17 protein-coding genes and 1 pseudogene are annotated in these 21,182 nt (G+C 63.6%); 9 read left to right on the top strand and 9 right to left on the bottom strand.

Annotated elements, in window-relative coordinates:
* Positions 1–54 precede the first annotated feature (54 nt).
* The 7 genes from FXF75_RS20825 to FXF75_RS20795 all read left to right on the top strand — a co-directional run bounded on the left by FXF75_RS20825 (position 55) and on the right by FXF75_RS20795 (position 8,951).
* Entirely contained in the window at positions 55–474 is a 420-nt protein-coding gene (locus FXF75_RS20825) for a PPC domain-containing DNA-binding protein (protein WP_163523995.1), read from the top strand.
* The gene (locus FXF75_RS20820; protein ID WP_163523994.1) at positions 475–4,026 is read left to right on the top strand and encodes a DNA polymerase II large subunit; all 3,552 of its coding nucleotides are present in this window, start codon (positions 475–477) and stop codon (positions 4,024–4,026) included.
* Positions 4,027–4,164: 138 nt separating this feature from the next.
* Entirely contained in the window at positions 4,165–5,700 is a 1,536-nt protein-coding gene (locus FXF75_RS20815) for a S8 family serine peptidase (RefSeq protein WP_163523993.1), read from the top strand.
* Between the two features lie 113 nt (positions 5,701–5,813).
* A complete protein-coding gene (locus FXF75_RS20810) occupies positions 5,814–6,338 on the top strand; it encodes a hypothetical protein (RefSeq protein WP_163523992.1) in 525 nt (174 codons plus the stop codon).
* A 107-nt stretch (positions 6,339–6,445) separates the two neighbouring features.
* Positions 6,446–6,787, top strand: a complete 342-nt coding sequence (locus FXF75_RS20805; protein WP_163523991.1) for a hypothetical protein — start codon at positions 6,446–6,448, stop codon at positions 6,785–6,787.
* A gap of 78 nt (positions 6,788–6,865) precedes the next feature.
* Positions 6,866–7,774 (top strand): ketopantoate reductase family protein, encoded by a 909-nt coding sequence (locus tag FXF75_RS20800; RefSeq protein WP_163523990.1) that lies wholly within the window; start codon positions 6,866–6,868, stop codon positions 7,772–7,774.
* A gap of 151 nt (positions 7,775–7,925) precedes the next feature.
* A complete protein-coding gene (locus FXF75_RS20795; RefSeq protein WP_163523989.1) occupies positions 7,926–8,951 on the top strand; it encodes a flippase-like domain-containing protein in 1,026 nt (341 codons plus the stop codon).
* Positions 8,952–9,019: 68 nt separating this feature from the next.
* On the opposite strand, the gene FXF75_RS20790 is transcribed toward FXF75_RS20795, so the two are convergent.
* Together FXF75_RS20790 and FXF75_RS20785 are read right to left on the bottom strand one after the other, a co-directional pair.
* On the bottom strand, positions 9,020–10,507 hold the full coding sequence (locus FXF75_RS20790; protein ID WP_163523988.1) for a sulfatase: 1,488 nt from the start codon (positions 10,505–10,507) through the stop codon (positions 9,020–9,022).
* A 93-nt stretch (positions 10,508–10,600) separates the two neighbouring features.
* Entirely contained in the window at positions 10,601–10,969 is a 369-nt protein-coding gene (locus FXF75_RS20785; RefSeq protein WP_163523987.1) for a NifU family protein, read from the bottom strand.
* Between the two features lie 286 nt (positions 10,970–11,255).
* Between FXF75_RS20785 and FXF75_RS20780 the strand changes: the two genes are divergently transcribed.
* The gene (locus tag FXF75_RS20780) at positions 11,256–11,594 is read left to right on the top strand and encodes a hypothetical protein (protein ID WP_163523986.1); all 339 of its coding nucleotides are present in this window, start codon (positions 11,256–11,258) and stop codon (positions 11,592–11,594) included.
* A gap of 121 nt (positions 11,595–11,715) precedes the next feature.
* Here the strand turns inward: FXF75_RS20780 and FXF75_RS20775 are convergent, their stop codons facing one another.
* The 6 genes and pseudogenes from FXF75_RS20775 to hemC all read right to left on the bottom strand — a co-directional run bounded on the left by FXF75_RS20775 (position 11,716) and on the right by hemC (position 18,175).
* Positions 11,716–12,432: a hypothetical protein gene (locus tag FXF75_RS20775; RefSeq protein ID WP_163523985.1), complete on the bottom strand. Its 717-nt coding sequence runs from the start codon at positions 12,430–12,432 to the stop codon at positions 11,716–11,718.
* Between the two features lie 676 nt (positions 12,433–13,108).
* The gene (locus FXF75_RS20770) at positions 13,109–13,441 is read right to left on the bottom strand and encodes a DUF5783 family protein (protein ID WP_163523984.1); all 333 of its coding nucleotides are present in this window, start codon (positions 13,439–13,441) and stop codon (positions 13,109–13,111) included.
* 538 nt (positions 13,442–13,979) lie between these two features.
* Positions 13,980–15,412: pseudogene (locus FXF75_RS20765) on the bottom strand (DHHA1 domain-containing protein).
* A 69-nt stretch (positions 15,413–15,481) separates the two neighbouring features.
* Positions 15,482–16,156: an RNA 2'-phosphotransferase gene (locus tag FXF75_RS20760; RefSeq protein ID WP_163524042.1), complete on the bottom strand. Its 675-nt coding sequence runs from the start codon at positions 16,154–16,156 to the stop codon at positions 15,482–15,484.
* 113 nt (positions 16,157–16,269) lie between these two features.
* The gene (locus tag FXF75_RS20755; protein ID WP_163523983.1) at positions 16,270–17,013 is read right to left on the bottom strand and encodes a uroporphyrinogen-III synthase; all 744 of its coding nucleotides are present in this window, start codon (positions 17,011–17,013) and stop codon (positions 16,270–16,272) included.
* A gap of 1 nt (position 17,014) precedes the next feature.
* Positions 17,015–18,175 carry a hydroxymethylbilane synthase gene (hemC, locus tag FXF75_RS20750; protein WP_163523982.1) on the bottom strand — a complete coding sequence of 387 codons (1,161 nt, stop codon included), beginning with the start codon at positions 18,173–18,175 and terminating at the stop codon, positions 17,015–17,017.
* Positions 18,176–18,294: 119 nt separating this feature from the next.
* Between hemC and FXF75_RS20745 the strand changes: the two genes are divergently transcribed.
* Positions 18,295–20,586 carry an AAA domain-containing protein gene (locus FXF75_RS20745; protein ID WP_163523981.1) on the top strand — a complete coding sequence of 764 codons (2,292 nt, stop codon included), beginning with the start codon at positions 18,295–18,297 and terminating at the stop codon, positions 20,584–20,586.
* Between the two features lies 1 nt (position 20,587).
* On the opposite strand, the gene FXF75_RS20740 is transcribed toward FXF75_RS20745, so the two are convergent.
* On the bottom strand, positions 20,588–21,058 hold the full coding sequence (locus FXF75_RS20740) for a hypothetical protein (RefSeq protein WP_163523980.1): 471 nt from the start codon (positions 21,056–21,058) through the stop codon (positions 20,588–20,590).
* Between the last annotated feature and the right edge of the window lie 124 nt (positions 21,059–21,182).

Genomic DNA, 21,182 nt, shown 5'->3' with positions numbered 1-21,182 from the left:
CGGGTAACGAGCTAATACTGAACCTTTTTCCCGACGGTCCACGTTCCACGGAACATGAACTACCGGGAGGTCTCAGGGGACCGCGAGTTCGTAGCGAGACTCGGCCACGGCGAGGACTGGCGCGAGGAGATAGAGTCTCTCGCCGCCGACGAAGGCGTGGACGCGGCGTGGTTCGTCGCGATGGGAGCGGTGCAGGACGCCACCATCTGGTACTACGACCAGTCGGAACTCCAGTACCGAGAGGTGACGTTCGACGAACCGCTCGAAGTCGCCTCCTGCGTCGGTAACGTCTCGTGGTTGGACGGCGACCGATTCGCTCACACCCACGCCGTCCTCTCGCGAAAGAGCGGCCAGACGCTCGCGGGCCATCTCGACTCGGCCACCGTCTTCGCCGGCGAACTCTACATGCGGACCTTCGAGGACGAGTTGGAGCGCGAACGCGACGAACCCACCGACCTCGACCTCTGGCTATAGATGCGCGAGGAGGACGAGGACTACTTCGAGGACCTCGAAGACGACTTAGACGACGCCTTCGAGGTGGCCCGCGACGCCCGCGAGAACAGCGGCGACCCCAAGCCCGAAGTCGAGATTCCGGTCGCGAAGGACATGGCCGACAGGGTCGAGAACATCCTCGGTATCGACGGCGTGGCCGAACGCGTCCGTGAACTGGAAGGCGAGATGTCCCGCGAGGAGGCCGCCCTCGAACTCGCCGAGGACTTCGCGGAGGGGCGAGTCGGCGACTACGAGAGCAAGGCCGGGAAGGTCGAAGGTGCAGTTCGGACCGCAGTCGCCCTCCTCACCGAGGGCGTGGTCGCCGCCCCTATCGAGGGCATCGACCGCGTCGAGGTGCTGGAGAACGACGACGGCACCGAGTTCGTCAACGTCTACTACGCCGGACCGATTCGGTCGGCCGGTGGGACCGCGCAGGCCCTCTCGGTCCTCGTGGCCGACTACACCCGGGCGCTCGTCGGGATGGCCGAGTACGAGGCCCGCGACGAGGAGGTCGAGCGCTACGCCGAGGAGATAACCCTCTACGACAAGGAGACCGGACTCCAGTACTCGCCCAAGGACAAGGAGACGAAGTTCATCGCCGAACACATCCCCATCATGCTCGACGGGGAATCGACCGGCGACGAGGAGGTCTCGGGCTTCCGGGACCTCGAACGGGTCGATACCAACAACGCCCGCGGCGGCATGTGTCTCGTCCTCGCGGAGGGTATCGCGCTCAAAGCCCCCAAGATTCAGCGGTATACCCGCAATCTGGACGAAATCGACTGGCCGTGGCTACAGGACCTCATCGACGGAACCATCGGCGAGGACGACGCCGACGGGGAAGACGACGAAGACGAGGCCGCCGAAGCGGAAGACGCCGCGGCCGAGGAGGACTCCGACGAGGCGGTCGAAGGTGTCGACGGCCCGCCGCGAGTCGAACCCGCCAAGAAGTTCCTCCGGGACCTCATCGCCGGCCGCCCCGTCTTCGGGCACCCCAGCGAGTCCGGGGGTTTCCGCCTGCGCTACGGTCGGGCGCGGAATCACGGCTTCGCCACGGCGGGCGTCCACCCCGCGACGATGCACCTCGTGGACGACTTCCTCGCAACCGGGACCCAGATAAAGACCGAGCGTCCGGGCAAGGCCGCGGGCGTGGTCCCCGTGGACTCCATCGAAGGGCCGACCGTCCGCCTCGCGAACGGCGACGTGCGACGCATCGACGACCCAGACGAGGCGCTGGAACTCCGGAACGGCGTCGAGAAGATTCTGGACCTCGGTGAGTATCTGGTCAACTACGGCGAGTTCGTGGAGAACAACCATCCCCTCGCGCCCGCCTCCTACACCTTCGAGTGGTGGGTGCAGGACTTCGAAGCCGCCGGTGCGGACGTGCAGGCGCTGCGCGACTCGCCCAGCGTCGACCTCTCGGCCCCGAGTCCCGACGAGGCGCTGGAGTGGGCGACCGAGTACGACTGTCCGCTCCATCCGAAGTACACGTACCTCTGGCACGACGCCACCGTCGAGCAGTTCGAGGCCCTCGCCGAGACGGTCGCGGCGGGAGACATCGTGGACGGTGAAGGCGGCGACGGCGACTTGGTCATCGAGTTCACCGAGGAAGCGGTTCGCACCGCGCTCGAATGCATCCTCGTTCCCCACGAGCAAGACGAGGAGACCATCCGAATCCCCGAGTGGCGACCGCTCGCCCGGTCGCTCGGAATCGACGACGGTCTCGAAAAGACGTGGGACGACCTCTCGCCGGAGGCCCGGAACTGGGGCGAGGACGAGGACGGCGACAACGCTGTTCGGGCGGTCAACGAGGTCGCGCCCTTCGAAGTTCGAGAGCGCGCGCCCACGCGCGTCGGCAACCGGATGGGTCGCCCGGAGAAGTCCGAGAGTCGGGAACTCTCGCCCGCGGTCCACACGCTGTTCCCCATCGGCGAGGCGGGCGGCAGTCAGCGCGACGTGGCCGCCGCCGCCAAGCACGCGCCGGACATGGAGAGTACGCCCGGTCTGGTAGAGGCGCAGGTCGGCCGCCGGGAGTGCGAGGACTGCGGCGAGCACACGTTCAAGGCCAAGTGTCCGGAGTGCGGGGGCAACACCTTCGCGCACTTCGAGTGCCCCTCCTGCGGGTCGGTGGTCGAACTCGACGAGTCCGGACGCGCGGTCTGTGACCGCTGCGAGGTGGAAGCCACGCCGGTCGAGCGCCGAACCATCGACATCAACGACGAGTTCCGGTCGGCGCTCGAATCTGTGGGCGAGCGCGAGAACGCCTTCGACACGCTCAAAGGCGTCAAAGGGCTGTCGTCGTCGTACAAGACGCCCGAACCCATCGAGAAGGGCATCCTCAGGGCGAAGCACGGCGTCTCGGCGTTCAAGGACGGGACGGTCCGCTACGACATGACCGACCTCCCCGTGACGAGCGTGCGGCCCTCGGAACTCGACGTGTCGGCCGACCACTTCCGGTCGCTGGGCTACGAGGAGGACATCTACGGCGACCCGCTCCGCCACGACGACCAACTGGTCGAACTGAAGGTGCAGGACATCGTCCTCTCGGACGGCGCGGCCGAACACCTGCTCAAGACCGCCGACTTCGTGGACGACCTGCTGGAACAGTACTACGGTCTCGACCCGTTCTACGAGATGGACGAACGGGACGAACTCGTCGGCGAACTCGTCTTCGGGATGGCACCCCACACCTCCGCGGCGGTCGTGGGCCGCATCGTCGGCTTCACGTCCGCGGCCGTCGGATACGCACATCCGTACTTCCACGCCGCGAAACGACGGAATTGTGACGGTGACGAGGACTGTGTTATGCTTCTCATGGACGGGCTTCTTAACTTCAGTAAAGAATTTTTACCCGACAAGCGTGGGGGCCAGATGGACGCGCCCCTCGTGATGTCCTCGCGCATCGACCCCTCCGAAATCGACGACGAGGCCCACAACATGGACATCGTGCGGGAGTACCCCCGCGAGTTCTACGAGGCGACCCGCGAGATGGCCGACCCCGGCGAGGTCGAGGACGTGATGACCATCGCCGAGGAGAATCTGGGCACCGACCGCGAGTACACCGACTTCCACCACAGCCACGACACCTCAGACATCGCGCTCGGGCCGGACCTCTCGGCGTACAAGACGCTCGGGTCGATGATGGACAAGATGAACGCGCAGTTGGAACTGGCCCGAAAGCTCCGGTCGGTGGACGAGACCGACGTGGCCGAGCGCGTCATCGAGTACCACTTCCTTCCCGACCTCATCGGCAACCTCCGGGCGTTCTCTCGACAGGAGACCCGGTGTCTCGACTGCGGCGAGAAGTACCGCCGAATGCCGCTCACGGGCGACTGCCGCAAGTGCGGCGGGAAGGTCAACCTCACCGTCCACGAGGGGTCGGTGAACAAGTACATGGAGACCGCGATTCAGGTGGCCGAGACGTACGACTGCCGGGAGTACACCAAGCAGCGACTCGAACTGCTGGACACGAAACTGGAGAGCATCTTCGAGAACGACAAGAACAAGCAGGGCAGCATCGCCGACTTCATGTAGCGCTGCTCTCGTACGTAGTTTCTACTACTGTTTCTCTCGATTAATCGACGATAGAATTAGGCCAATACCATATCCAAAACAATAATATATCTAACCAGAAGAAAATTATTTCAACCAAACGTGAATTGATTCGAGTGCATGTCTGGTAACGATAATAGCAGTAACGCAAGTCGGCGTCAGTACATCAAGGGAATTGGAGCCTTCACATCGCTGAGTTTCGCCGGAGTTGGTACTGCATCGGAGCGCATCAGGGAAAAGCAAACTCCACAACCGTATAACAAATACGGCCAGCAAGGTACTTCTGTCAGGAGTAGCGTCTACCTCAAACACGTTTCCGAGCTTCGAACGCTTCGGAAACGTCTCAAGGCCTACGAAAGCACTGGCGACGGCAATCACATCTTTACAGCAGATTTAAAACGCCAACTCCGTTCGTCCTCAACCGGAACAATCGACATTACAGTAAGTACGTGTGGTGAGCGTTCTGAAATAGTTTCACGTGGTCAGTACGGTCGTCCGCTACACGGATGGCAACCGAGGGAACAAGAGATTGAACGCCTCAAAGCTTTTGGAGATATTGAATTTATTCCGGAGGTAATTTCTACAAAGGTCGGGCTTTCAGACGTAGCTATCGACGACCTTGAGAAAATCGCGGCCCTCGATTTCGTGCTCGAAATCGGTTTTGACCCCGAACTCCAGTTACCAGATAGCGCAAACTCGAACGTGAGTGCTAGTGGCTCGACGCCTTCTGCGGATGATTTAAAGACCGCTAGCCATAGTGATTTCGAGTCAGTAAACTACACTATCTCGACCATCAATCAAGTTGGAATCATTGGTACCGGGTATAGTGGGGACACAGATTGGGGGAAAAACTGGGCAAAATCTATCGGAGACGCTAACGTTGAATGGAACGGTATCGATACTGACAAAGCCAAAGATTTCATTGGCAGTGATTGGAAAAGCGGCCATTCACACGGAACAGACTGTGCGGACACGGTCGCTTACATGCTGAAAGAGAAAGACCCGCATTCTAATTTCATCGTCCCGCTAGAAGTTTACAATCCAGACACGGGTAACGCGAATGCTAGTGCCGCTCGTCAAGCAATTGAGTACGCTCTGACGAATGATATCCCGGTAAGTAGTATGTCGGTCGAGACGACTAACGACGTCGGTTACTGCACAAGTACCCTTTGCGAGGAATTGCAATCCTACGCGAGTGCTGGATACGCTGTCGCCTGTGCAACTGGAAACGATAGTATGGAAAGCGAGGTCTGTCATCCTGCTACTTCCTACTACACTATCGGTGTCGGTGGGTACAGCGGGAGTTGTTCAGGTGGCTACAACCGAGCGAATGAATCTAATTATGCAACTGTTCTTTACGACGATACCGATAGCAACTACGAGTACTGCTCTTGGTGTTACGATGCTTTAGGTACGTCTGGCTTCCAACCGAACGTCTACAGTTGTTACAACTTCAAAACCGACGATGGAACTGCAAAATCCGGTACTTCGTTTGCGGCCCCAGTTGTCGCCGCTGGTTCTTCCCTCCATTACGCTGAACACGGAAGTATTAGCTACGAGAGGCATCTCTCGAAGTACAACAATATGAGCGACAAAGTAGTTTGCCCGAGTAGCGCCTCAAAGCTTGGTAACGTCCTTCATGTCCCTGACCTGTGATTAGAAACCGACGCCAGCTCCTCTCGGCGATACTTTCGGTTTGCGGTCTTTCGGGGTGCCTCACCGCCTCAGAATCGACACGAACATCGAGAACACCGACCGACGCGACAACGATGAACGAGGACAGTAACACGACCTCCTCGGGAACGACTAGGGAGCGACCGACCACTACGTCATACTCTGAGACCGTGACTACGGGACCAGCACTAAATAGAACGTCCTATGACGTGGCAAGACAGCGCGACCTCGACCACAGTATGTTGGGCAGTGGAACTGAACCGATACTTCGACTGTTCACGACGGACGACTGGAGGAAATACGTGGACGAGTCAGTAGCCTCTAAAGAGATGCGTACATTCCTTGATGAGACAGACTTTGGCTCAGAAAGTGTTATTGGATTGGAAGCTCGGGTCTCCGGGCAATCCTTCCGGTTGATTCTCCAGTCAGTTAGCGGTGTCGGGACTCAATCGCTCCAGCTCCGATTCGAAGAACTCGAAACTAATGGTGGACTCAACGTGTCTCCCCTCCACCTCATCCTCGTCCGCGTTCCAAACCGGGGAATCCAACCGACTGAAGCAAACGCAGTCATCGATTGGAACGCCGACATCGAAACGGTTTCCGCGAAACCGTCGGAGTAATATCCAAATTTTGTAGTTTTGTGAACCTACCGTAGTTATCGACAACTTCTTTCCGCTTACGTGAATCGGCGACGAGTTTTATCAGTACCTACGCCGTACCTCACCGTATGAGTGGCCACGGTGAGCAACCACTAGAGGACGACGGGGACGAGCAGGCATCCGAGACCATCATGCAACTCGACTTGGGCCAGAGCGTCTACGACGACGACGGCAACGAAATCGGCCAGATTCGCGGCTTCGAGCGCGGCGGGTTCTTCGTCACCACGCGAGAGGGCGTCGAGAGTCTGAGCGTCGAACACTCTCGCGCGGGTCACGAGTACGGCGAGGGCGAACTGATGTGGCGGTGTACCGAGTGCGGCGAGATGGGCGAGATAGACGACGGGATTCCGGACGAGTGTCCGAACTGCGGCGAACCGAAGGAAGCGCTGATGTACTGGACCGAGGACTGAGACGAACTACCCGGTCGCGAGAACCGGACCGACTCCGAGACACACCGATTTTTCTACCCGCGACCCCGACGAGGAGACATGGAAATCGTCGTGTTCGGCGCGGGAAGCCTCGGAAGCCTCGTCGGGGGCCTGCTCGCCCGCGAACACGCGGTCACGCTCGTCGGACGCGACCCCCACGTCGCGGCGGTGCGCGAGTCCGGTCTCCGCGTGGGGGGCCGGTTCGACTTCGCGGTTCGCCCCGGCGCGACCACCGACGGGACCGGTCTCGCGGCGGACCTCGCGGTGGTGACCGTCAAGGCCTTCGACACCGAGGCGGCGGGAGAGACCCTCGCGACCGGCGAGTTCGACGCCGCGCTCTCACTCCAGAACGGGATGGGCAACGAGGAGACGCTCGCCGAGTCGCTCGACTGCCCGGTCCTCGCCGGAACCGCGACCTACGGCGCGGTCCTCCGCGAACCGGGCGAAGTCGAGTGTACCGGCCGCGGCGAAGTCGTCCTCGGCCCGCGCACGGGCGGCACCGCCGAGATAGCCGACGCGGTGGGTCGGGCCTTCGGTACCGCGGGAATCGAGACCACCGTCGCCGACGACATGCCTCGCCGCCTCTGGGAGAAGTTGGCGGTCAACGCGGGCATCAACGCCACGACCGCGCTGGCCCGCGTGGAGAACGGTGCGCTCCTCGACGGTCCGGCCCGCGACGTCGCCGCGGACGCGGCCCGCGAGACGGCTCGCGTCGCACGCGAACAGGGCGTCGAACTGGGCGACGACGAAGCCGTCAACGCCGTCGAGCGCGTCGCCGAGACCACCGCCCAAAACACGTCCTCGATGTACCAAGACGTGTTGGCTGGCAGGCGGACCGAAGTCGGGGCCATCAACGAATACGTTCTCGCCCGCGCGCGCGAGACCGACCGAACGGTCCCGGTCAACCGGACGCTGACGAACCTGCTTCGGGCGTGGGAGAACGGACCCGTGGAGCACCCGAAAGAGTGAACGGGTCGTCCGTTACTCCGATAGCTAACCGTTTGAAACGCGGCCGTACGGACGACTACGCACGTCGCAACTCTCTCTAAGTTCCCCTTTCTCCGTCCGATACGGGTGGAGATTCCGACATACTGATTAATGCAGAAAGCAAGCGTAGCCCATGAACGACGCGCAGTTGCGAACTACCATTCTCGGGTTTCTCGGTACGTTCGCGATTCTGGGTCTGCTCTCGTACTTCGTCGGCGTCGAGGGACTCGTCCGAGAACTCCGGCGGGCCGACGGCGAGATGGTCGCGCTCCTCGTGGTGGTCACGCTCGGTTGGCTGGCGGCGTGGGGGTTCGGTCTCCGGACGGTCCTCGACGTACTCGGCGTCGACGTGTCGTTCCTCAAGTCGTTCTTCATCCTGAACGGGGCGATGTTCTCGAACAACATCACGCCGTTCGGGCAGGCGGGCGGTGAACCCGTCACCGCACTGCTCATCTCGAAGGTGGCGGACACGGAGTACGAGCGCGGACTGGCGGCCATCGCGAGCGTGGACTCGCTCAACTTCGTCCCGTCAATCGTCCTCGCGCTGGGCGGTGCCGGGTTCTACGCGACCCAGACCTCGTTCGGTCGCCGCCTCCGACTCGCCACGGCGGCCATCGTCGTCCTCTCGGTGGCCGTCCCCTTCGTCGGGTTCTTCGGCTGGCGGAACCGGCAGGCGCTGCAGCGCGTTATCGCGCGAGTGCTCGCGCCGATACTTCGATTCGTCACCCGAGTCGCTCCCGTGGACGTGTCGCTCAAACGGGACACCCTCGAATCTCGCGTCGGCGAGTTCTTCGACTCGATAGAGCGCGTGGCGACGAACCGGCGCGGACTGACGCTCGCGCTCACCGCCTCGACGGTGGGATGGGTGTGCCAGATGGTCGCGCTCTGGCTGGCGTTCTTGGCCATCGGCTCGCCGATTCCGTTCTCCGTCCTCCTGTTCGTCGTACCGGTGGGCGCTATCGCGGGGGTCACGCCGCTCCCCGGCGGCGCGGGCGGCATCGAAGCGGTACTCGTCGGTCTGCTGTCCAGCCTCCCCGGTGCCGCGGTCGGCTGGGAGACCGCCTTCGCCGCCGTGATAATCTTCCGCGGCGCTGTCTACTGGGTACCCATCGCGATTGGCGGCACGGTCGTTAGCGTGGTCGGCATCGATTCGGTGTAGAAAGGGAGACGACCGTTCAGTCTTCTCGATTCGAGTCGCGTCGCGCCGGACGACCCCGTCGGTCGATATCAGTCGATGTATCCGAGGTCCTGTAGCCGGTCCTTAGCGTCGTCGCTCATGTCGTCCAGCACGTCGTCGTCCTCGACTTCCTTCCACTCGCCGCCCACGCTCTGCTCGAACTCCGAGAGCGCGCCTTCGAGTTCGCCCTCCTCGTCGCTGCCCTCGCCGTAGGCGTCGTCCGACTCCTCCGGGTCCTCGTCGAGGTGGTAGAACTCGTCGGCGATGCGCTCGTTCCGGATGTACTTGGCGTCGGGGCGGCGCGCGGCCCGCATCCGGGAGTAGAACCGGGAGTCGCGGTCCAACTCGATGCCGGCGTCGCTGGCCTTCTGCTCTAACTGCTTCAGTTCTACGACCGGCCGGTAGTACTCCACGAAGGCGTAGTCGCCTTCAGCAAAGTCGCGGTAATCGGCGTCGAGGAGCGACCGCGTCCGGTCGAGCGGAACCGTCGAGCGTTCGGCCTCGACGCCGGTGTGGTCCAGCACGGTGTGGTAGAGGTCCACGAGTTCGACCTGCTGGTCCTCGCGAGTGCCGGGGTCCATCTCGGGGTGCTTGACCAGCAGCGGCACGTTGACGAGAGGGTCGTAGATGCAGAACTCGTGGCCGTAGAGGTCGTGTTCGCCGTGGAGTTCGCCGTGGTCGGCGCAGACGACGACCATCGTGTCCTCCCACTCGTCGTTCTCCCGCATCCACGAAAACAGGCGCTGGAGTTCGGCGTCGATGTGTCGAATTTCGGCGTCGTAGAGACCCTCGATGGCCTCCCACTCGTCGTCGGAGATGTCGCGGGCACCGCAGTTGTACTCCTTGGAGTTCTGGCAGACCTCGCTGGAATCGACGCCGGGCGCGAACTCCTCCTTGTACTCTTCGGGCGGGTGGTACGGCAGGTGGGCGTCCATCAAGTTGATGAACGCGAAGTAATCGTCGTCCGCGTCGTCGATGAACTCCATCGTCCGGTCGATGACCTGCGGCGTCTTCGAGTCGGCACCCTCCCCGGAGGCGGTGTACTCGTGAATCTTGTTGCCGACGCTGACGAGGTAGTCGGCCACCTTCCTGAGCGAGTCGTTGTCGTTCATCGCCTTCCAAGCCTTCGCCAGCGGTCCCGACAGGAAGTCCCCGGGCATCACCTCGAAGAAGTTGTCCTGACTGTCGAAGCCGTCGGTGAGGTGCGTGTAGGGCGTAATCCACGCGTTCGAGGAGTAGCAGGCCGTCTCGTAACCCGCACCCGAGAGTGTCTCGGCGAGCGTCGTCGCACCTTCGAGGTACGGATTCTCTTGGCTCGCACCGTGTTCGCTCGGGTACATCCCCGTGAACAGCGAGGCGTGGACCGGGAGGGTCCACGGAGCGGGGGCGACCGCCTGCTCGAAGACGGCCGCCTCGTCGGCGAACCGCTCCAAGCCCGGCGTCGTCGGTCGGTCGTAGCCATAGACTGAGAGATGGCTCTTGCGAACCGTGTCCATGACCACGAACACGACGTTCCCCGCAGCGTCGTCGTTGGTCATACCAGTACCGTCCAACTCCCTGCGGGATAAATATCCTGATGTTAGCCGCGTTCTACGCGAAGAATCGGGACGTTTCCGTGCGACAATCCGGACTTAGAAGGGAGCCTGCGGACCTTCGTCGCTGTCCTCGCCGTCGTCGGTCGTCTCGCCGGGGAACGACGGACTCATGCCGCCACTGCCGCCCATACCGCCACCGCCGTCCATACCGGTGTCGGCGTGAACCTGCTCGATTTCGGGAATCTCCTTCACCATGCGGCTCTTGATGGCCTGAATCGTCATCGGCGAGATGCCACAGCCACTGCACGCGCCGCCCAGTTGGATGTGAACTTCTCCTGTCTCGCGGTCGATGTTCTGGATGGCCGCGCTGCCGCCGTGCATCTGAATCTGGGGGAAGTTGCGCCGCAGGAAGTTGCTGACGCGCTCCTCGAGGTCGTCCCCTTCGTCCTGAGTCTCGGTACTCATACGGCGAAGTTGGTTTCGGGAAGTCTTAGGCCTTTGGTTCAACACTCCGAGGCCATCGTCGTTCGACTGGCGCTCTGCGCTTTCGTCCGGGATGCAGCTAGGGCTGCTTCGCCCGCATATTTCAACAGAAAGACAGGGAGAAAGTATTTCGCACTCGCATCTGTAGGCTCAGTCGATGTCTCCTAAATGGTCCCGCCGGTCGTTTCTCTCTGCTGGTTGCCTCGGAACACTGTCGCTGGTTGCGGGGTGCTCCTCGTTTTCGCGCGGTAACCAGACCGTGGGTGAGGTGAACGTTACGATTACGAACGACTCGGAGCAGAAGAAACTCGCTACGGTCACGGTCGAACGAGTGGACGACGACGAAGAGGTGTGGGTCCAGTCCGTTACCCTTCCGCCTCGTTCCTCGGACGAATTGTCCTCTCAGGCGGAAACTATCCACGCGCTCGAAATCTCGAACGCAGACCGAGAGTACCGTATCCACGTCTGGACCGGTCAAGACGAGTTCGAACACGGGCGAGACCCGGAACTGATAACGTCGTTCGGTTGTACCGGCGACCAACCGAATCGCCTGCGAGTTACGCTCCGGAACGACGACGTCGAAACGAGCGTTCAGAACTGCGGATAGTCGGACTCCGCATTCCGGTAGTTCGCCGTCGTCGGTTCCCTTCTTCAACCCGACCGCCGACTCGAAAACGGATACCTACATGGCTGTTCGACTAGCCGCGTTCGACTGTCCGAGCACCTGATTACGTGACCACCATATTGTCGGGTGAAACGACGAGACGCTCGTCGTCCTCGGTCTCCTCGGACGTCCACGTTTTCCCGTCGACGTCACTCGGAGACGTGATGTCGATACCCTTCGGGAGACCGACCGAAACCTCGGGATACGAGAACGAATCGTACGTGTGAACGTACTTTCCGAATATCTGTCTCTTTTCCGAGTCGACGTTCTCGGCGTCGTACCGCGCTTCGATGGAGGCCCAGTGCCGGTCGCCACCGTCACCCTTCGAATCGTTGAAGTCGAAGACCATTCCTTCGTCACCGTCGTTCTTGCTGGAGTGGAACGAGACGTGTTTGTCGATGTAGTCGTACTCCGAACCCTGTACGTACCACTCGTTGTCTCGCCAGAAGAATCCGACAAGGTCCTTCGGCGGTTCGCCCCAGTCGTCGGCGTCTTGTCGGGACCAATCCCACGAAATCGTCGCGGTGTACTTGGTGTCCGTACTGGAGTAGGCCGTCAAGGTGAGACCAGTGTTCAAGTCCGCCTTGTCCAAGTACTGCGTTCCGACTTCCCCATCGGAGGTAGACGGGCGGGGGACCGTGTACGTGTTCTGGACGGTGGAGACGAAAAGCCCCTTCTTCTTCATGTACTGATTGAACTTTTCGTGACTTCCGGTCTTTTCGAGGATTCGGTACGCTCGCTCGTAAATCTCCTCGTCGCCCGGTTTTGCGCTGCCCAACATCGGAGCGGTAGAGAGACCGACCGCTGCAGCACCGAGAGATTTTATCGCACTACGACGACTTCTATTTACGCGGTTTTCTTTTTCAACCATTGCTTCGACTTGTGAATTGGATGGTGGTGTAATAACTGTATCTTAGATTAATAAACACATTCGTTTAAACACTGTCGGGAATTGATAACTAAAGACGAATAGGATATATTAACCGTAAATCGATATTCACTGAACGAATCTCGAATCCGGCCTCACGTCGAACCTGCTCAGGTCGCCTCTACTCGATGGACACCCGCGGTCGCCCCCGGAACTCGTTGTCCGGATAGGAATCGTGATTGGATGCTCTGAAACCGCTTCTCCCGAGCGAGGGGTCACGTGGTAATCGTCCTGGAGAGCTACGCTTCGACTGAAACGCTCTATACACAGTTCACCGTCTCCCCGCGCCCGTGTGTCCCTAATCCTCGCACGGAGGAGAACCGACCCGCCGCCTCGATGGCTTCGAACTCGGCTACACTCGTCGGATTCTCGCTGCGTATCGGTCGAAGTCGAGACTCAAGCCGGTATTGAATATAGCGATAGGTAATTTATAGCGACCAACCCCGGCTCAGTCCCCTTACGTGGCCCACACAGAGGAACGTCGGAATACCGCTGAAAAACCGCCGTATCCGCGTTGGCTGAATCTGAACTACGCCTCGCTCTCGGACTCGAAACCGAACACGCGACGAAGTTCCGTCTCGATTTCTTCGACGTAGATATCGAGCATCTCTTCGAGTTTCTCGTCGTCCACTACGATGGCCTGCACGCGCTCGGTCGGGTTCTCCGGGAGTTCGACGCGGAACTCGCCGTCACCCTCGTAGAAGGGTTCGGACTCGTTCAGAATCTGCTGGTCGATGGCGTGAATGAGTTCGGAGTCGTACCGTTCGTTGAGTCGGTTGAACGCGTTCTTGTACGCCTTCTGGAGTTCGTTGAAGTAGTGGACGTACTTGTCCTCGAACTTCTCGGGGTCGAAGTCGCTCATGTGCCGGAATTGGACGAGCGCGGATAAAAGTCGGGCGATGCCGCGTCGCGGTGGCCCGTGAGTAACGGTCGCGCGTGCGCGAGGACAACAGTAGAATACAACTCCGGACCAGTCCACGTTCTCCCATCTAGTACTGAGAACTCCCGTCGCTTCGGGACCTTCCTTCCCGCCGGCACCGATGGTTTCCCCGACGTACGCCTGACCGTCCGACTCGACTGAGTGAATTTCGGTACGCGCCTACTGACTCGGATGACTCGCCGAGCGTGAGGTGGCTGTTCCGGTTAGCTATCTTCCGTCTCGTCACGTAATTCGGTAAGTCGGGGTAAATCGGCACCACCACTCTCATAAATCAAATACCGCGATATTAATTCTGTCCCCTCGCTCGACGATAGCTGCCAGAGGAACCTCGACGCGGTCGCCGAATTTGGCGGACAGAGACGCTCAATCCGTCACTTCGAACTCACAGGCCCGCGGAACGGCGGTGCTATCGACCGTAACCGCTCGAAAATACGTGTGTCCCGTTCTGTCTCGCCGTCGGCTATCCTAACTGCTCGCCCACGAGTTCGTCGGCGCGCTCGACGAACTCCTCCTCGGTGCCCTTCGGCACCGTCGCGCCCGCGGCGACGTTGTGACCGCCGCCGTCGCCGCCGACCGCCTGCGACGCCTCGCGCATCACCACCGAGAGGTCGAGACCGCGGCGCGTGAGCGATGGCGTGGCGCGTGCCGAGACCTTCACCTCCGTCACCTCTCCGTCGTCGGTCTTCTCGGCGAAGGCGACGATGGGCGTCCCGCGCTCGATGCCGTCCGACCCGACCGCCATCCCGGCGACGATACCGACGATGGTCTCGCGGATTTCGTCTCCGGCGTGGAACCACTGGATGTGCTCCTCGCGGGTGACGCCCTCGCGCTCGACGAACCGGAGACCCTCCGAGAGGTTCCGCCGGTGGTTGGCGAGCAGGTTCTGCGCGCAGTCGAGCGCCCCGTCGCGGTTGCCGAGGCAGACCGCCAGCCCCACGTCGGCACGTTCGTAGCGCGCCGTCGCGTTCAGGAGGGTGGAGAACTCGCTCACGTCCCGGAGTTCGGTGCCCTCGGGTTCGGCGGTGAGGACGTAGCTCGTCCCGACGAGTCCCTCGATTCGGTCGGAACTGACGCCCCTCGACACGGCGCGCTGGAGGAGCGCGTTCGAGACCGTACTGCGTTCGTCCTCGTTCAGGTCCACCCAGCACCGCCACTCGCCGTCCTCGTTTTTCAGGTCCACGTCGAGACCGTCGAGAAACCGGAGCGCGCCGCTCTCGTCGTTCGTGATGCCGGGGATGTACGCGTCGCTGGCGTATTCGAGCAGTTTCGGCAGTGGCCGCGTCTGTTTGCCGTACAGCGTCAGGTCGGTCGCCGTCTCCACGACGCCCGCCTCGACGCCTTCGGAGACGATGGACTGGTTCGCCCCGACGAGTTCACCGTCGGTCGTCTGCATGTCGCCGACTGCGCGACCACCGCGAGCGCCGCCAAGTCGCGGTTGTCGGTCCCGTTTGGTTCCAACGCGCGCGCGAGGACGTACGCCGCACCCGCGCCTGAGAGTTCCGAGGAGCCGTCGATGTCGAACAACAGCGGATTCAGGTGGAACTCGGTGTCCGCCTCTGCCGGTTGGTGGTGGTCGGCGATAACCGGGGTGAACTCGCCCGCCCGCTCGTGGTCGGCGATGAGGTCCAACTGGCCGCTCCCGAAGTCGGTGAACAGCACCGTCTCGTAGTCGGTCGCCGCGATGGACGCGATTTCGTCGGCGTCCAACTGCTTGCTGAAGACGGTCTCGAACGGGACGCCCGCGCGTTCGAGCGCCCGCGACGCTATCGCCGCACTCGTCAGTCCGTCGGCGTCGATGTGGGACGCGAGCAACACCTCGTCGGCGTCTCGCAAGCGGTCGGCGCACGCGGCGGCGCGCTCTGCGAGAGCGGGAACTGGACCAGCGGAAGCCATTCGGAGCAAGGTAAGTCGTTATTACTTATAAAGTTCTGCGTCTCCCGCTTCGGAGTCCTCCCGTCCGTCTCAGTCCCTCTCCTCCTGCTCTCGAACGTCCAAATACTCCGGCGGTACCTCGTCGGCGGTGTACGTCTCCGCGCCGCGCTTCGAGATTCGGTGGCCGTCCGCGACCATCTCGGACGCGTCGATTTCGAGGACGACCGGACTCGAGGTGTGCCGACGTCCCACCTCACGGGCCTCGGCGGGCGTCCCCGAAAGGTGAACCTCCTGCCGGTTCATGGAGTGTAACCCCTCCGCGTGAATCGAGTCCAGATTGTCCGGGTCGGTACCGTGGTAGAGTCGGTCGGGAATCTCGTTCTCGGCGTCGTTTTCACTCGCTCCCAGCGTCACGTCCACCGAGTGACCGTACGCCGCGCGAATCCGACCCCCTTCGCGCTCGAATCGGCCCTTGGGGTCGGTGGCGACCACCGCGGCGAGGAGTTGCGGGTCGGCCCACTCGTACTTGCTAACCACCGCGTCTTCGAGGGCGGCGTAGTCGGCCCACCCGCTGTCGTCCAGTTCGAGACCGGCCTCGTCGGGGAAGTGGCGGAGCGCGCCGCTGACGAACTTCGAGAGGCGGCGTCTGCGCTCGCCCGGGAGCACTCGCTCGACGTCCGCGCCGCACTCCGGACAGTCCGGGTCACCGCTGGCAGGTGCGGTCACGAAACCGTGGTCCGGACAGCGGCGTATCGGGTCCGTCACGCTCGTCGGGCCGTTCGGGTTCGCGTCGGAAAATTCGCTCGGCGGGACGGACAGAAACCGCGTTCCGTCCGGGAATTCGACCGAGAGCGAGAAGATAGCTACCGGCGTCGCGGTCACTCGTGATACGTCGGCGCGGCCGTCTCCACGACCTCGCAGGCCAACGCCTCGAAGTCCGCGACTTCGGGCACCACGTCCACCTCGATGCCCTCGGACTCGGCCATCTCGCGGGTCGGGTCGCCGATAGCGCCGACCACGGCGTCGTTCAGACCCGCGATTGCCTTCTCCCGGACGTCGCGCTCCTCGGCCGCCTCCAAGAAGTGGCCCACCGTCAGCGACGAGGTGAAGACGGCGGCGTCGAGGTCCCCCGCCGCCGCGAGGGCGGCCGACTCGCCGGACCCCTCGGGACGCACCAATTGATATAGCGTAGTTTCGTTTACGTCGGCCCCCGCGTCGGCGAGGCCGTCCGTCAGCACGTCGCTCCCGTGGTCGCTCCGGGCGACTTCGACGCGTTCGCCCTCGACCTCGTCTTCGAGGGCTTCGACCAGTCCGGCCGAGGAGAACTCCTCGGGCACGACGTCCACGTCGTATCCCGCGTCGCGGAGCGCCTCGGCCGTACTCTCGCCGATGGCGCAGACCGTCGCGCCGTCGGGGTCCCACCCGGCCTCCGCGGCCAACTCCACGCCGGTCTTGCTCGTCAGGACGACGTACGCCCCGTCTCGCGGCGTCTCGCCCGTCGGTCGGACTTCCAGCATCGGGTCGGCGACGGTCTCGGCACCGAGCGAGTCCAGCAGTTGCTCGGCCTCGGCGAGTCGTTCGTCGTCGGGTCGGAAGACGGCGACTCGCACGTCTCGACTCATCTCACTCGTCCTCCTGATGGACGGACTCACCCCGCTTGCTCTCTCGTTCCTCGTCGTCGGCCTTCGCGGCCTCGATGAGGTCGTCGGCACCCTGCTCGGCGAGGTCGGCCGCGAACTCCTTGGCGGCCGAGACGTGGTTCTCGACCGGTACGTCCCGACTGGCCTCGATGACCTCCGTGCCATCCTGCGAGAACACCTGTACGTCCACGTGGACGTTCTCGCCCTGAATCAGGCCGTGAACACCGATGGGCGCGACGCATCCGCCGCCCAACTCGGCGAGGATGGTTCGCTCGACGGTGGTCTCGACCCGCGTTCTGGGGTGGTCGAGGACGGTGTTCACGTCGCCCGCGAGTTCGCTGTCGAGCGCGGTCAGCGCGAGCGCACCCTGTCCGGGTGCGGGGACGAACTGACTGCTGGGCAACTCGACGTAGTCGAGGTGGTGGGCCAGACCGCTCCGTTCGAGTCCGGCCTGCGCGAGGACGATGGCGTCGTACTCGGTCTCGACCTCCCGCTCTAACGCCCGGCGCTCGACCTCGGCGAGGTCGTTGAACCACTCTTCGACGGTCCGGTCGAACTCGCCCTCGTACTCCTTCTTGTGGCCCTTCTGGGCCATCGCCTTGTCCGACTGCTTCTCCTTCTCGGCCTGCGTTCGCTCCTCGTGTTCGCGCTGGAGTGCGGGCGCGAGCAGTTTCTCGGCGCGGGTGTCCACGTTCCCGCGGAGGGGTTCGACGTTCAGGTCGTCGCGGTAGTTCAGCAACTGGGCCTTCCGTCGGAGGCTGGAGGTGCCGACAGTCGCGCCCTCGGGGAGCTCGTCCAGTTCCGTCCCGTCCGGGGTTATCAGCACGTCGTTCGCGCTGGCGCGTTCGGGGATGGCGGCGACCACCAGTTCCTCGGGGCTGTCGGTCGGCATGTCCTTCATCGAGTGAATCGCGCCGTCGAGTTCCCCCGACAGCACCTTCTCGTCCAGACTCCGGACGAACGCCCCGGTCTTGCCGAGGCGGTGGATGAGTTCGTCCCGAATCTCGTCGCCCGTCGTCTCGACCTCCACCAGTTCCACGTCGAATCGCCGGTCCTCCAGCGCGGCCTTCACCTCGGCCGCCTGCCGGAGCGCGAGGTCCGACCCCCGCGTGGCGAGGCGTATCTCGGTCCCGTGTTTGCTCATGTGTGAGCGTCCGCGCCGGAGGTTGAAACCCTGTTCGTTCTCCTCGCGGACGCGATTCCGGTTTCCACCTCGACACCCCCAATCAGGCTTTACGCCTCGCTCTCCTAACGGTTCCACCCGTGACTCTCTTGTTCGAGTACGCCGTCCGCCAGTTCGACCCCGGCGACGCCCGTCACGTGCGCCCCGACGACGAGGGCCTCGCACGCCCCGGCGGACCGGACGCCGACGCGCCGAGTGCCGACGACTCGCTCCCTATCGAGGAACTCGTCTCCGTCCTCCCGAACCGCGCCCGATTCCTCGCCCATTCCGACCGCGACGACTGGCTCTGCGTCCCCCTCCACGAACCGGACTCGGCCGCGCTCACCGACGAGTACGTGGTCTACGAGGACCACCCGGTCCGGGGCGACGTGTTCGTCTCCCTCGACGCGGACGGCGACCCCGAACCCCTCTCGGCCGACGACTTCGCGGACACACCGCTGGCCCGCCGGGTCCGGTTCTGGCTCCCCGGCTTCGAACCCGACGACCTCCCCGACTACGCCGACCACCCGCTGAGCCGCGAACCGCCGGAGCGCTCCGAGGACCCCGACGACTACTTCGACCGCCTCGCGGCGTTCGTCGATGCGGAGCGCGAGAGCGAACGTGAGCGAAACCGCGAGACGGCGAGCCACCGCACGCCCGGCCAGCGGGCCGCCGACGGCGACTCCGCGATTTCCGACATCGGCGGCTTCTCCCGCACCGACGAGAACCGCGTCCGGTTCCACGTCCTCGCCGAGAACACCCACGGCGACGTGACCGACCGCTTTCGCATCTTCGAGGGAAACGACGTTCTCCTCCACAGCAACGACCCCAGCGCCGCGCCGGACCGCCTCCCGGTCGAGGCGACGGTGGACCGAATCGCCGACTTCACTATCGACCTCGTGCTCCGCGCCGACGACGCGGACGCCCCCGACGCCGCGGTAGACGCCCTCGAATCCGCCGACTCGCTCGGTCTCTCGCTCCTGCTCAACGACCTGCCGACGGGCCGGGAGGCCGACGCGGTCGAGGCCGCCCGGTCGGACCCCGGTCTCCGCGACCTGCTCACCGGCAACCGGGACGCCACGTTCGCCTGCGAGACCGGTCGCCGGGCGCGCCCGGCCGACCCAGACCTGAACGAGCGACAGGAACTCGCCGCGACCCGGGCGTGCTACGCCGACGACGCCTTCTGCATCCACGGCCCGCCGGGGACCGGCAAGACCCGGACGCTGGTCGAGGTCGTCCGCCGGGCGGTCGAGACCGGCGAGCGCGTCCTCGCGTGCGCCGACTCGAATCAGGCCGTGGACAACCTGCTCGTCGGGGCCAGCGCCGAGGGCCACCCCGACGAGGGGTCGCTCCACTACTACGCCGCGGTCGAGGACGAGTTCGACCTCGCCCGCCACCGCGCCGACCACTCCGACGAGGCGTTCGTCCGGGACAACTACGGCCGCCACGGCGGGGGCGACCCGGCCACCGCCGACGTGGTGGCGACGACCAACAACAGCGCGGCCGAACTCGACGCCGACTTCGACCTCGTGGTCGTGGACGAGGCGACCCAATCGACCGTCCCCTCGACGCTCGTTCCGGCCGTCGAGGGAGACCGTCTGGTCCTCGCGGGCGACCACCGCCAACTCCCGCCGTTCGACGCCCGGACGACTCCCGACGAGGACCGCCACCACTCGCTGTTCGAGCATCTCTACGCCGAGGACGGGGGTGAGCGAACGTCCGGTTCGCGAGACTCGTCGGACCGGCAGTCTAGCGGCGTGTACGGGCATCGACTCGGCACGATGCTAACCACCCAGTACCGAATGCACGAGACCATCGCCCGCTTCCCGGCCGACAGGTTCTACGACGGCGCGCTCCGGAACGGCCGGGACGTGACCCCGATAGACGGCCTCCCGGCGGTCGTCCGCGCGGACGTGTCGGGGTCAGAGCGGACCGACGACTCCCACTCGTACGCCAACCCGGCGGAGGCCGAGGAAGTCGTCTCGATAGTCGAGCGACTGCTCGACGCCGGCGTCCGCCCGGAGAACGTCGGCGTCGTCACGCCCTACGAGGGGCAGGTCCACGAGATTCGGGGGCGACTCGACCGGGAGGTCGAGGTGGACACCATCGACTCCTTCCAGGGCGGCGAGCGCGAGGCTATCGTCGTTTCGTTCGTCCGGAGCAACGACCGCGGCGACGTGGGGTTCCTCGGCCGCGACCCGGACGGTCCGCGACGACTCAACGTCGCGCTGACCCGCGCCGAGCGATTCCTCGCGCTGGTCGGCGACTGGGAGACGCTGCGGGAGTCCGACGGAGAAGACGGGTCGGGTACCGACGGTAGCGAGTCGTCGGGCCTCTACCGGGCGCTGTACGACTACCTCGACGCCGAGGCGGAGACGGACCTCCCGGAGTGAGTCACCACGGCACGTCGGGGATGCCGACGTGTTCGCGGCGCTTCGAGAGGTAGTAGGCCGCGAAGGGGACGCTGACGACGAACCCCGCGACGACCCCGTACGTCGGCGGGAGTCCGAAGAACAGCGACGGAACGCCGACTAGAATCATCACGACGAGACCGAGTCCGGCGGCCAGCGCCATCCGCATCGGTTCGGGTGCCCACTTACCGCTGGTCCGGTTCACGTAGTCAGCGTCCCGATACACCGCCAGCGGGAAGTAGGCCGTCAGGAACACGAACGGTACGCCGAGCACGACGAGGGAGAGTTCGACCGTGTTGCCGCCGAATCCGAACGCCTCCCACGAGGAGGCCAGCGCGAGCCACCCGAGAGTCGCCAGCCACAGGAGGAACGTCGCCGGGATGGCGGCCACCCAGTACCAGTGGTGGGACCGGCGGCGTCTCGTTCGCTCGCTGTTGGCCCGTTCACTGCTCATGGTCCGAATTGGGGGCGCGGTCCCTAAACGCGTGTCGCATGCGGTCTCGCGGCGACGCCCGAGCGCCGCAATCACTCTTATTGAACTGGGGCGCCCACTTCGAGGGGATGGCGCGAATCACCTA

Source organism: Halorussus sp. MSC15.2, assembly GCF_010747475.1.
Taxonomy (GTDB): domain Archaea; phylum Halobacteriota; class Halobacteria; order Halobacteriales; family Haladaptataceae; genus Halorussus.
Note: the sequence above shows the minus strand (reverse complement) of the source record. Positions and strands in the feature narration are given on the sequence as shown.

Excerpts from the sequence above, each read along its gene's own strand:
- FXF75_RS20815 (WP_163523993.1), top strand. The coding sequence starts at position 4,165 with ATGTCTGGTAACGATAATAGCAGTAACGCAAGTCGGCGTCAGTACATC.
- FXF75_RS20755 (WP_163523983.1), bottom strand. The coding sequence starts at position 17,013 with ATGAGTCGAGACGTGCGAGTCGCCGTCTTCCGACCCGACGACGAACGA.
- FXF75_RS20800 (WP_163523990.1), top strand. The coding sequence starts at position 6,866 with ATGGAAATCGTCGTGTTCGGCGCGGGAAGCCTCGGAAGCCTCGTCGGG.
- FXF75_RS20790 (WP_163523988.1), bottom strand. The coding sequence starts at position 10,507 with ATGACCAACGACGACGCTGCGGGGAACGTCGTGTTCGTGGTCATGGAC.
- FXF75_RS20770 (WP_163523984.1), bottom strand. The coding sequence starts at position 13,441 with ATGAGCGACTTCGACCCCGAGAAGTTCGAGGACAAGTACGTCCACTAC.
- FXF75_RS20820 (WP_163523994.1), top strand. The coding sequence starts at position 475 with ATGCGCGAGGAGGACGAGGACTACTTCGAGGACCTCGAAGACGACTTA.
- FXF75_RS20775 (WP_163523985.1), bottom strand. The coding sequence starts at position 12,432 with ATGTTGGGCAGCGCAAAACCGGGCGACGAGGAGATTTACGAGCGAGCG.
- FXF75_RS20825 (WP_163523995.1), top strand. The coding sequence starts at position 55 with ATGAACTACCGGGAGGTCTCAGGGGACCGCGAGTTCGTAGCGAGACTC.
- FXF75_RS20795 (WP_163523989.1), top strand. The coding sequence starts at position 7,926 with ATGAACGACGCGCAGTTGCGAACTACCATTCTCGGGTTTCTCGGTACG.
- FXF75_RS20810 (WP_163523992.1), top strand. The coding sequence starts at position 5,814 with ATGAACGAGGACAGTAACACGACCTCCTCGGGAACGACTAGGGAGCGA.
- FXF75_RS20740 (WP_163523980.1), bottom strand. The coding sequence starts at position 21,058 with ATGAGCAGTGAACGGGCCAACAGCGAGCGAACGAGACGCCGCCGGTCC.
- FXF75_RS20805 (WP_163523991.1), top strand. The coding sequence starts at position 6,446 with ATGAGTGGCCACGGTGAGCAACCACTAGAGGACGACGGGGACGAGCAG.
- hemC (WP_163523982.1), bottom strand. The coding sequence starts at position 18,175 with ATGAGCAAACACGGGACCGAGATACGCCTCGCCACGCGGGGGTCGGAC.
- FXF75_RS20785 (WP_163523987.1), bottom strand. The coding sequence starts at position 10,969 with ATGAGTACCGAGACTCAGGACGAAGGGGACGACCTCGAGGAGCGCGTC.